Source organism: Pseudomonas sp. Fl4BN1 (assembly GCF_009908285.1).
Lineage (GTDB): Bacteria > Pseudomonadota > Gammaproteobacteria > Pseudomonadales > Pseudomonadaceae > Aquipseudomonas.
The window spans coordinates 87472-98598 of record NZ_JAAARM010000026.1 but is presented as its reverse complement, the minus strand read 5'-3'; the positions used below and the strand labels follow the sequence as shown (position 1 = coordinate 98598).

Here is an 11127-nt window from a genome sequence, read left to right as displayed (position 1 = left end):
GCGTTCGTCGGAAGCGTCAGATGTGTATAAGACACAGCCACCACATGATCGGCAATCGCAATCACATCGGGGTCATGCTCGACCACCAGCACCGTATTGCCCTTGTCACGCAAGCCGCGCAACAGCGTGTTGAGTTGATGAACATCGCGCGGATGCAAGCCTACGCTGGGCTCATCGAAGATGTAGGCCATGTCGGTCAGGCTGCTGCCCAGGTGACGCACCATCTTCACCCGTTGCGACTCACCGCCTGACAGGCTCGCGGTTTCACGCGCCAGGCTGAGGTAATCCAGGCCGATGGCCGCCATCTGCTGCAGACGCTCGACGATGGCCAGCACCACCGTGGCAACGGGCGCGAGGCGAATGCCGAGAATGAATGACAGCAAGTCGCAGACCTCCATCGCACTGCAATCGGCAATCGACCGACCGTCGATCCGGCACGACAGGATTGTCGGATTCAGCCGGGCACCCCGGCAGTCCGGGCAGGCTTGCCGGGACATCACCCGCGCCAGCCCTTCTCGTTCGACCCGGGTCAAGCGACTGGGCTCACGATCCAGGTAGGCCCGGCGAAACCGCGGTACCACCCCCTGAAATCGCGCAGTCTCCGGCCACCCGGGCAATGGGCTGCCGAGCGCCAGATCGTCGGCGTAGAGCAAGGTTTGCCATTGCTCGTCGCTGTACTCCATCAGCGGCTGGTCGCAATCGAAAAGGCCGGACAAGGCATAGCGTTTCCAGCGGTAGGTGCCGGGGGCAAAGGTCGGAAAATCGATAGCCCCCTGATTCAACGACTTGCGGCGATCGAACAACTGCTCAAAGTCGAAGCGGTCGACCCTGCCCAAGCCCTGGCAGGTCGGGCACATGCCTTGCGGATGATTGAACGAGAAGACATTGGCATAACCGACGAAGGGCTGGCCCGCCCGGGCAAACAACAGCCGCAGCAAGGGCTGGATGTCGGTGACCGTGCCCACCGTCGAACGCGCATTGCCGCCCAGCGGCTTCTGGTCGACCACGATGGAGGCCGGCAGGTTGCGCAACGCATCGGCCTGCGGACGGCCGTAATGCGGCAGTCGATGGCGGACGAAGGCGCTGTGGCTTTCGTTGAGCTGGCGCTGCGACTCGGCGGCCAGGGTGTCAAACAGCAGGGATGATTTGCCCGAACCTGAGACCCCGGTAAACACCACAATGCACTGCTTGGGAATGCGCAAGCTGACACCTTGCAGGTTGTTTTCCCGCGCACCGACAATCTCCATATCCCGGTAACCCGCGTTGTTCCGGCTCATGGCCGGACCGCCTGGCCCTGCTCGCCCTGGGTTTCAAGCGCGCTGCAAGCCTTCTCGCACAACTCGGTGAAAATCGCCTGTTCGCCTTGGGTCAGTGCCGCCAGGACGCGCTGCGCGGCATCGTGTCGACCGCTGGCGGCACGCGCCAGGAAATCCCGGCCCGAATCGGTCAACAGCGTCAGCTGTTCACGACGATCGCCTCCCCCCTGTGCCTGGGTCACCAGCCCCAGGTCTTTAAGGACCCGCAAGGCTTTGGAGACCCCAGTGCGGGCCACGCCCAGGCGCTCGCCCAACTGCGACGGTGTCATGCGCCCTTGCAGGCGCAGCAGTTCGAGAATGTCGTACTGGCTCCAGCTCACCGCTTCAGGGGTGTAGCGTGCGCGTCGGGCCACCAGAACGCATTGCAATCTGGACAAGGCGTTTTCCAGCGGACCCGGTTCATCGAGGGGTGTCGGGGCAGTCATGGCAGAACGATCTCCCTGAATATGGCTGCATGATGGAAAGCAGATTCCACGTATTCAGGTAAAAAACTAGCAAATTGATTTCCATTTGGAAATCAATTTAACCACCCTGCGTCAGAACGACACTCTGGGGCAGGCCAACACCGCCCCCACCCCACCTGTCGTAGCGATGCTCGGCAGGGATGATGCTCCATCGCTGTTTCAGGGCTGCGTGCCCGGATTACGTGCCATGCAGCGCTGATAGCGCTCGTCCACCCGCTTGGCGAACCAGGCCGTGGTCAATTGGCGGGTGATCTTCGGGCTCTTGAGTTCGATGCCGGGCAATTGCTCGCGTGGTACGGATTTGCCCGCCGCCCGGTCGGCCAGGGCGAACACCTGCCGGTACAGGTCCGTGTTTTCGAATTCAGGGCTGTCGCCCTTCTCCAGTTGCTCGCGAATGCTCGGGTTGCGCAGGCCCATCTGCTTGCCCAGGGTGCGCACCGCCAGCTCGGTGCTGCCGGGCAGGATCGAGTCGTAGCGGATCAGGTCGCCATCCAGTGCCAGCTTGATCCCGCTGACCCGGCTCACGGCACTCTGGAACGCCGCATTGCGGCTGGCGTACCAGCCGGCGTTGAAATCGGCGAAGCGATACAGCGGTTGCGGGTAGCTCACCGGGTAGCCGAGCAAATGGGCAATGCCGAAATACATCCCGCCACGGCGGCTGAAGACTTCATGGCGGATCGAGCCCTGGACCGGGTACGGATAATCCCCGGCGTGCTTCTCGGCAAACGCGATGCTGACCTGCATCGGCCCACCGGTGTGCACCGGATTGAAGCCGCCGAACAGGGTCTGGCCCATCGGCACCCGGCCGATGAAGTCGTCGAAGATCGCACTCAACTCCTTCTCGGTGCGGGCCTTGGCCAGACGCTGGCTGTAGGACTGGCCATCGCTGGCATGTACCTGCAAGGCGGCACTCACCAGCAGCGCCGGCACATGCACCTTGGCCGCTCGACGGTCGATTTCCTCACGGGCGATGCGTCCCAGCCCCGGCACCACCGGGTCGACCTGGAAGCTCGACTCCTGCTCGGCCACCGCCAGCACCGCGCACAGATTGCTCGGGCTCGGCGCAAGCCCCTGGGCGCTGAACGCCACCTGGATATCCCGGGCCCAGCCCTGGCGGTCGGCCACCTGGGAGGGCAGCAGACGCAGGATTCGCGCCTGGGCCTGGTCCGGACTCAGCGCCGGTGGCTGGCTGCCCTGCTGGCTGGCGCAACCGGCCAGCAGCAACAGGCTCGAGAGACTGATGATAAGACGGCAGGAAATCATGATTCTCCGCAAGATGGTGGGGGGAGCAAGACCGGTAGCAGTAAAGCATCGACACTCAGGTTTCGACCGGAGATTGGCGACGCTGTTCCGTTGCGGCGGCAGCTGCGAGCGGCCGGACCAATACGGCGACCTCAAGGCCGATGGCGGCCTGGCAACAAGACCGGGAATCAACAGCCCGGGTAGCGACTACCGGCTCTTGAGCACGCCAGGATCGGTGTGGCTGGGCCTTTCTTGAAGCCGGGCTAGAATCCAACTATTCCACGGGCGCATCAGGGTGTACTTTGGTGACCCCGACCTTGGTGAGGCGTCCAGACCTGGATCAGGCTCGACGCTACCCCCGCAATGGAGTGATGCCCGGATGTTGACCCTGGACTTTCTGATCACCAGCCTGATCGTCGTACTGATTCCCGGCAGCGGCGTGATCCTGACCATTTCCACCGCCCTGGTGGCCGGCAAACGCGCCAGCCTGTTCACCGCCATCGGCTGTACCGCGGGGATTGTCCCGCACCTGCTGGCCTCGATCCTTGGCCTGTCGGCGATCCTGCACACCAGTGCGGTGGCGTTCCAGGGCCTGAAGTTCGCCGGGGTCGCCTACCTGCTGTACCTGGCCTACGCCACCTGGCGCGACCGCTCGGCCTTCGCCGTCGACAGCAACGCGGTCAGCCACGGCGCCGGCGCGCTGATGCTCAAGGCCTGCCTGCTGAACATTCTCAACCCCAAGCTGACGATCTTCTTCCTGGCCTTCCTGCCACAGTTCATCGCCCATGACGGCAGCGACCCGATCCCGCAGATGCTCCTGCTCAGCGGCGTATTCATGGCCATGACCTTCTTCGTGTTCGTGCTCTACGGCCTGCTGGCCGACCTGTTCCGCACTGCGGTGATCGAGTCGCCCAAGGTGCAGAACTGGTTGCGCCGCAGCTTTGCCGCAAGCTTCGCGGGATTGGGCCTGAACCTGGCCTTCGCCCAACGCTGACCCCGCGGCAGCCGCCGCCCGCAGCCAGATACATGACGTTGATCTCCTACCGAGGGCAAACACATGAACTGCAGCGACGTACTGATCATCGGCGCCGGCCCCACCGGCCTGGTGCTGGCGCTGTGGCTGCGCAAACAAGGGGTCAAGGTGCGGATCATCGACAAGACCGCCGGCCCCGGCACCACCTCCAGGGCCTTGGCGGTGCAGGCCCGGACCCTCGAACTGTATCGCCAGCTGGACCTGACCCAGGCCATTGTCGAGCACGGCCACCATGTGCCGGCGGTGAATCTCTGGGTCAAGGGCGAGCGCGCCGCGCAACTGCCCTTCAATGCCATTGGCGAGGGCCTGACGCCCTACCCCTTCCTGCAGATCTTTCCCCAGGACGAACACGAGCAACTGCTGGTCGAACGCCTGGAGCAACTGGGCACCCGGGTGGAACGCAATACCGAGCTGCTGGCCTTCACCGACCATGGCAACCTGGTCAGCGCGCGGCTGCGTGGCCCAAGCGGGCGCGAGGAACAGTGCCAGGCGTTTTACCTGGCCGGTTGCGACGGCGCCCGCTCGACCGTGCGCAAGACCCTGGGCACCGGCTTTCCCGGGGGCACCTATCAGCAGGTGTTCTACGTCGCCGACGTCGACGCCAGCGGCCCAGCCCTGGATGGCCAGCTGCACGTGGACCTGGACGAGGCAGACTTCCTCGCGGTCTTTCCGCTGGCCCACAGCGGCCGCGCACGGCTGATCGGCACGGTGCGCGACGAACGTGCCGAGCATCCGGAAAACCTGCGTTTCGAGGATGTCAGCCAGCGCGCCATGCGCCAGCTCAAGGTTGAAGTCAGCCAGGTCAACTGGTTCTCGGCCTACCGCGTGCATCACCGGGTCGCCGAGCATTTTCGCCAGGGCCGGGTATTCCTGCTGGGGGATGCGGCCCACGTGCACAGCCCTGCCGGCGGCCAGGGCATGAACACCGGGATCGGCGACGCCATCAACCTGGCCTGGAAACTCACCGCGGTGCTGGCGCGCAAGGCCGAGGACAGCCTGCTGGACAGCTACGCCAGCGAACGCATGGAGTTTGCCCGGCGCCTGGTCTCCACCACCGACCGGGTATTCAGCTTCGCCACCGCCGAAGGCCCGGTGGCCTATCTGCTGCGCACGCGCCTGGCGCCGCTGCTGATTCCGAAGATCACCGCCTTCGACAGCGCCCGGGAATTCCTCTTTCGCACGGTGTCGCAGATCACCCTCAACTACCGTGGCATGCCCCTTAGCGGTGGCAGCGCCGGGCACGTGCATGGTGGCGACCGCCTGCCCTGGGTGCATGAGGGCGAACACGACAATTTTGCCAGCCTCGATCACCTGGGCTGGCAGGTGCATGTGTACGGCGTCACCAGCGACGCCGTGCGTGACTGGTGCAGCCAGCACCAGGTGCCGTTGCGGATCTTCGACTGGCGCCCGGCCCATGGCGAGGCCGGGCTGGTGCGCAACGCTTTCTACCTGCTGCGCCCGGACACCTATGTGGCCCTGGCCGAACGCTCGGCCGACCCCAGGGTGCTGCAGCGCTACTTCACCGAGCGCGACCTGCGGCCCTGATCAAGCCTCCCGGAAGCGATGTCGGGGACTGCCGGGCACCCGCCCCAGCAGACTTCGCCGAGCGCCAAGCCCCTAGAAGCTGGCCTTGACCGACAGGGTGAGGTTGCGCGGATCACCGTAGAAGTTGCCGAAGCCTTCAGTGCCGATGGTGGTGTAGTAGCGCTTGTCCAGCAGGTTGTTGCCGTTCAGCGCCAGGGACCAGGTGTCGTCGATGCGATAGCCGATACGCCCGTTCCAGATCGCATAGCCAGCCTGGCGGATATGATTGCCGCTGATGGGCGAAAGCCGGTAGTTGTCGCTTTGCGCGTTGACCCCGGCGCCCACCGTGAAGCGCTCCAGGGCACCGCCCAACTGGTAGTCACCCCAGACCCGCAGCAGGTGCCGCGGCACGTAGGTGGTGTATGGCTGACCGTTGTTGGCGCTGTTGGCATCCTCCAGGGTCTTGGTCTGGGTGTAGGTGTAGCCGGCCAGCAGTTGCAGGCGCTCGATCACCTCGCCGCTGAGTTCCGCTTCAAAACCCTGGGCGCGGACCTTGCCCGAGTTCAGCGAACAGCTGCTGTCCGGGCAGGCCGGGTCTTCCTGCTGCGCATCTTCCTGAAGGGTGCGGAACAGGCTGAAAGCGCTGTTCAGGCGACCGTCAAACCACTCGCCCTTGATCCCCAGCTCGTAGCTCTTGCCCACCAGCGGCTTGAGGGAGGCACCGTCCAGGGTCCGATAGCTGCCCTGGGGGGTGAAGATGCTGGAGTAGCTGGCGTAGGCCGTTAGGTTGTCGTTGAGGTCGTACAGCACCCCGGCGAAGGGCGTGACCTCGCCGGTTTCCTTGGAGCGGGCACTGCTGGGCGTGCGGGTCTCGCGCCAGTAGGCCACGGCATCGTTCTGCGACTTGTACCAGCTGACCCGGCTGCCCATGACCAGGGTCAGCGGGTCGGCCAGTTTCAGGCGCAGGGTGGAATACAGCCCTTGCTGCTGGATCCGCAAATCCGAGGGGCCACCGCGGGTGGAGTTGCGCTCGTAGTAGCTGTCATCGGGCTTGGGCAGGTGGTGATCGGGGTCCAGCACGTTCTGCCGTTGCGGCAGGCCGGCCACGGCGAAGAAGTCGTCCTTGATCGAGCGGCTGGCATTGGCGCCGAAGGTCAGCTCGTGCTCCTGGCCAAAGGCCTGGAAGTGCCCGTCGACATAGGCGTCGAAGCCGTAGTCCACCTGGTCGTAGTCAAAGGTGCTGCCCAGCATCAGGGTGCTGGAACGGTTGGCACCGACCGGCACCGAGCCGCTGGGGAAGGCGTACTCGATGTCCTGGGTGTTGCGGCTGTAGACCCCGGCCACCTTCAGCGCCCAATCGTCGTTGAGCTGCTGCCTGAGGTCGGCAAAATAGGTCGCACGCTGGCTGCGCGAATTGTTCCAGGCGGTGTTCAGGCAGGTGGAGCGGCCGAGCTTGAGGTCGCTGCCGTCGCTGTAGCGCGGCAGGCCGCCCCAGCACGGGCGCGAGTCGACGTCTTCATAGGCCATGCCCAGGCCCAGGGTGGTGGCGTCGCTGAGGTCGAAATCCAGGGCGCCGTAGTAGACCTGATCCTTGCGCTCGCCCAGGTCGTAGAAGTACTGGCGGGTTTGCTGGGTGACCACGGCCCGGCCACGGACGGTGCCGGCATCGTTCAACGGCCCGCCGGTGTCGACCTGGGCCCGGTAGTTGTCCCAGCTGCCGGCAGACATCGTCAGTTCGGTGTGGGGCGTGGCCTGGCCGCGCTTGCGCACGAAGTTCACCGAGCCGGCGGTGCCGCCTGCGCCCTTGAGCATGCCGGCGGCACCCCGCAGGATCTCCACCCGGTCATAGAAGGCCATGTCGCTGCTGAAGCTGTCGGCCTGTACGTAGCTGCTGCCCATGTCCAGGGGCACGCCGTCGTACTGGTACTGGCCGGTCATGCGAAAGCCCCGGGAGTAGAAATACTTGCCGCCCATGGGCGAGTCGTAAAGGGTGATGCCCGGGGTCTTCTCCATCACCTGGTCGATGGTGTTGAGGTTCTGGTCATCGAGCATCTTGCGGGTGATCACGGTCACCGACTGCGGGGTTTCCTTGAGCGAGTGCTGGCCCTTGCCGATGGTCACCGCGCCGGTGGTGTAGGAGCCGGAGTACTCGGTGGTGGCCCCCAGCTCCTGGCCCTGCACCTGGGTGGTGCCCAGCTCCAGGGCACCATTGCCCCGGGGCACCGGGCGCAGCACGTAGCTGCCATTGCTTTGCGGCTCGGCCTGCCAGCCGCTGCCGGCGAGAATCCGTGCAAAGCCTTCCTGCACCCCGTATTCACCCCTGAGCCCGGCCGAACGCAGGCCTGCGGTCTGCCGGGCATCGAAGGAGATCGCCGCGCCGGCAGCGCTGGCGTAACGGCTCAGGACCTCGGTGAGATCACCGGCGGCAATATCGAAGCGGCGCACAGCGGTCTGCTCGCTGGCCGCCACCGCGGTCAACGGCAGCAGTGCCGTACCGTAGACCGCCAGTGCGCCCCAGAGCCCGAGCTTGATCGCCTGGGCCAACTTCGACTTGTGAACATCAGACATGCTTTGCCTTCCCCGCTAACGAAAATGAATCCACTGGGGGATAAGCCGGATCAGGATTGGCAAACATGCAAAGACCGCGAAAATTATTTTTGCCGCGCCCATTCAGCCCAGGCGGCTGTCGGAGACCCGCACCCAATAACGGGTGTAGCGCTTGATCTGCAGGGAAAAACCGCTTTCCAGCGCCGCCAGGGCACGGTCGGTGTCGTCGATGGGGAAGGCCCCGGAGATCTTCAGCCCGGCGATCTGCGGATCGCACTGCAAGACCCCGCGGCGATAGCGCGACAGGTCGGCGAGCAATTCCCCCAGGGGCCGGTCGACGGCGATGATGCTGCCCTGGCCCCAGGCGCCCACCGCCGCATCGTTGGGCCGCAGCGCGGCAAAGGCCCCGGCGCTGAACGCCAGTTGCTGGCCGGCCTCGACCCGGCGCGGCGCCATGCCATTGCCCAGGCTGACCTGCACTGCATGCTCCAGCACCGCCACCTGCTCTTCGCGCTCGTCGCTGCGCAGCACAAAGCGCGTGCCCAGGGCCAGCACCTCGGCGTGCCGGGTGAAGACCCGGAACGGCCGCTGCAGCGGGTCGGCAGCGGTGCTCACCAGCAGCTCGCCCCACAGCAGCTGGACCTTGCGCTGCTGGCCGTCGAACTGCACGTTGATCGAAGTGTTGGTGTTGAGCAGCAGCGAACTGCCGTCCGCCAGGCGCACTTGCCGGCGTTCACCGATCTGGGTCCGGTAGTCCGCCAGCAATTGCTGGGCGCTATCGCTGCGCCAGCCCAGCCAGCCCAGGGAACCAGCCGAAGCCAGCACCACCAGGTTGCGCATCAGCTCGCGGCGCGAGCGCCCGGTCCCGCGCAAGGTGGAGCCGGCCAGGCCGCCGGGCAGCGCCGACATCTGCTCGCCCAGTTGTTGCATGCGCTCCCAGGCCTGACGGTGCAAGGGGTCGGCGGCCAGCCACTCGCGCCAGGCCGCCTGCTCCTGCTCGCTGGCGCTGCCGGAACGCAACTGCGCGTACCAGCGCGCCGCGCCGCTGATGGCCTGGCGCTCACCGACGCTCAGTTGCAGGCTGGCGAAACTCATGACAGCTGCAGCCGCATCTGCATCAGGCAGCAATGCTCCATGGCCTTGGCCATGTAGTTGCTCACGCTGCGCACGGAAATCTGCAAGCGCTCGGCGATCTGCTCGTAGGTCAGGCCGTCGCACTGGGACAGCAGGAAGGCCTGCTTGACCTTGGGCCCCAGGCCATCCAGCAGACGGTCGATTTCCATCAACGCCTGGAACAGCACGCTCTGCTCTTCCGGCGACGGATGCTCGCCCTCGGGCACCAGGGCCAGGGCTTCGAGGTAGGCCTGCTCCAGGGAGCGCCGACGAAACAGATCGATCAGCAGGCCCCGGGCAATGCGCGACAGGTAGGGCCGCGGCTCACGGATGTCCAGCGCGTTGCGCGCCTTGAGCACCCGCACGAAGGTGTCCTGGACCAGGTCGGCGGCATCGAAGGTGTTGCCCAGGCGCTGGCGCAACCAGCCCTGCAGCCAGCCATGGTGATGGGTGTAGAGGTCGGTGACGGCGCAGCGCAGGGATAAGTCGTCGGCGGGCATGACAGTAAGGATTCATATTTGATAATGAATCGCATTGTCATGTAGGGGCGGAAGTGTTGGCAATAGCCACGAACGCCGGACGGCGTTCATGGCAGTACTGACTGGGGGCGCGGAATCAGATCCCGGCCAGGGCCAGGTCCATGGCGAAGTAGGTGAAGATCAGGTCGGCGCCGGCGCGCTTGATCGAACCCAGGCTTTCACGCACCACCCGCTGCTCGTCGATGGCGCCGGCCTGGGCGCCGAACTTGATCATCGCGTACTCGCCGCTGACCTGATACGCCGCCACCGGCAGGCGCGAGGCCTCGCGGATATCGCGGATGATGTCGAGGTAAGCCCCGGCTGGCTTGACCATCAGCGAATCGGCGCCTTCCTGCTCGTCGAGCAACGACTCGCGCACCGCTTCGCGGCGGTTCATCGGGTTCATCTGGTAGCTCTTGCGGTCGCCCTTCAAGGCACTGCCGCCAGCTTCACGGAACGGGCCATAAAGCGCCGAGGCGAACTTGGTGGAATAGGCCATGATCGGCGTCTGGGTGAACCCGGCCGCATCCAGGGCCTTGCGGATGGCCTGGACCTGACCGTCCATGGCCGCCGACGGCGCGATCACATCGGCGCCGGCGTGGGCCGCAGCCACCGCTTGCTTGCCGAGGTTGATCAGGGTCTGGTCGTTGTCCACTTCATGGCCATGCATCACGCCACAGTGGCCGTGTGCGGTGTATTCGCAGAAACAGGTGTCGGACATCACGATCATCTCCGGCACGGCGTCCTTGGCGATGCGTGACATGCGCGACACCAGGCCCTGTTCCTTCCAGGTATCGCTGCCGTCGCTGTCCAGGTGGTGGGACACACCGAAGGTCATCACCGACTTGATCCCGGCCCGGGCGTAGCGCTCGATCTCGCCGGCCAGCTTCGACTCGGGAATGCGCATCACCCCCGGCATGCTCTTGATCGGCACGAAATCGTCGATTTCCTCCTCGACGAAAATCGGCAGCACCAGGTCGTTGAGGGTGAACTCGGTTTCCTGGAACAGGCTGCGCAATTGTTCGGAGCGACGCAGGCGACGAGGACGGGCTTCGGGGAACTGGCTGGACATGATTTTTCCTAAAGGCTGAACGCGGGAGACCACGGACAAGGTCGAAAAAAGGTGGAAAGCTTATGCCCCTGGCCGCCGCGGTACAAACCCGCGAAGCTCAAGAGAGCCTTGCCGATCGGCGAACAATCGCCGAAAAGCCCCGTGTTTGCGCGGTTTGAGCCGTTCGACCGGGCGGGCCTGCGACCATCTGACGCAAGAGGAGCAGCGGCACGTGTTGAGCGGCAAGCGGCAAGTCAAAGCCCTGCGGCTGATAATCTTGCAGCCGCTCTGCGCAAGGGCTCGGCGCTGGGCCGGCTCG

At 65.1% G+C, this 11127-nt stretch carries 8 protein-coding genes and 1 pseudogene; 2 read left to right on the top strand and 7 right to left on the bottom strand.

Going from position 1 to position 11127, the window contains the following annotated elements; all coding sequences use genetic code 11:
* The 3 genes and pseudogenes from GV818_RS24595 to GV818_RS24585 form a co-directional block, all read right to left on the bottom strand.
* Positions 1-1277 (bottom strand): annotated as a pseudogene (locus GV818_RS24595) (hypothetical protein); the annotation flags it as partial.
* Positions 1274-1741: a MarR family winged helix-turn-helix transcriptional regulator gene (locus GV818_RS24590; RefSeq protein WP_161759701.1), complete on the bottom strand. Its 468-nt coding sequence runs from the start codon at positions 1739-1741 to the stop codon at positions 1274-1276. The pseudogene GV818_RS24595 and the gene GV818_RS24590, both read right to left, overlap by 4 nt.
* Before the next feature lie 198 nt (positions 1742-1939).
* Positions 1940-3043 (bottom strand): DUF1615 domain-containing protein, encoded by a 1104-nt coding sequence (locus GV818_RS24585; protein ID WP_161777787.1) that lies wholly within the window; start codon positions 3041-3043, stop codon positions 1940-1942.
* Between the two features lie 358 nt (positions 3044-3401).
* Here GV818_RS24585 and GV818_RS24580 point away from each other — a divergent pair, with 358 nt between their 5' ends.
* Complete coding sequence (locus tag GV818_RS24580; protein WP_161777786.1) at positions 3402-4016, top strand: LysE family translocator; 615 nt, start codon at positions 3402-3404, stop codon at positions 4014-4016.
* A 63-nt stretch (positions 4017-4079) separates the two neighbouring features.
* Positions 4080-5600, top strand: a complete 1521-nt coding sequence (locus GV818_RS24575; RefSeq protein WP_161777785.1) for an FAD-dependent oxidoreductase — start codon at positions 4080-4082, stop codon at positions 5598-5600.
* Between the two features lie 72 nt (positions 5601-5672).
* On the opposite strand, the gene GV818_RS24570 is transcribed toward GV818_RS24575, so the two are convergent.
* The 4 genes from GV818_RS24570 to hemB all read right to left on the bottom strand — a co-directional run bounded on the left by GV818_RS24570 (position 5673) and on the right by hemB (position 10829).
* Positions 5673-8147: a TonB-dependent siderophore receptor gene (locus tag GV818_RS24570; RefSeq protein WP_161777784.1), complete on the bottom strand. Its 2475-nt coding sequence runs from the start codon at positions 8145-8147 to the stop codon at positions 5673-5675.
* Positions 8148-8249: 102 nt separating this feature from the next.
* Positions 8250-9221, bottom strand: a complete 972-nt coding sequence (locus GV818_RS24565; protein ID WP_161777783.1) for a FecR family protein — start codon at positions 9219-9221, stop codon at positions 8250-8252.
* Positions 9218-9739: a sigma-70 family RNA polymerase sigma factor gene (locus GV818_RS24560; RefSeq protein WP_161777782.1), complete on the bottom strand. Its 522-nt coding sequence runs from the start codon at positions 9737-9739 to the stop codon at positions 9218-9220. Before GV818_RS24560 ends, GV818_RS24565 begins: the two co-directional genes overlap by 4 nt.
* A 115-nt stretch (positions 9740-9854) precedes the next feature.
* Complete coding sequence (hemB, locus tag GV818_RS24555; protein WP_161759697.1) at positions 9855-10829, bottom strand: porphobilinogen synthase; 975 nt, start codon at positions 10827-10829, stop codon at positions 9855-9857.
* Positions 10830-11127: the final 298 nt, after the last annotated feature.

Coding starts and splice junctions, on each gene's coding strand:
- GV818_RS24565 (WP_161777783.1), bottom strand. CDS start 9,221: ATGAGTTTCGCCAGCCTGCAACTGAGCGTCGGTGAGCGCCAGGCCATC.
- GV818_RS24590 (WP_161759701.1), bottom strand. CDS start 1,741: ATGACTGCCCCGACACCCCTCGATGAACCGGGTCCGCTGGAAAACGCC.
- GV818_RS24580 (WP_161777786.1), top strand. CDS start 3,402: ATGTTGACCCTGGACTTTCTGATCACCAGCCTGATCGTCGTACTGATT.
- GV818_RS24575 (WP_161777785.1), top strand. CDS start 4,080: ATGAACTGCAGCGACGTACTGATCATCGGCGCCGGCCCCACCGGCCTG.
- GV818_RS24570 (WP_161777784.1), bottom strand. CDS start 8,147: ATGTCTGATGTTCACAAGTCGAAGTTGGCCCAGGCGATCAAGCTCGGG.
- GV818_RS24560 (WP_161777782.1), bottom strand. CDS start 9,739: ATGCCCGCCGACGACTTATCCCTGCGCTGCGCCGTCACCGACCTCTAC.
- GV818_RS24585 (WP_161777787.1), bottom strand. CDS start 3,043: ATGATTTCCTGCCGTCTTATCATCAGTCTCTCGAGCCTGTTGCTGCTG.
- hemB (WP_161759697.1), bottom strand. CDS start 10,829: ATGTCCAGCCAGTTCCCCGAAGCCCGTCCTCGTCGCCTGCGTCGCTCC.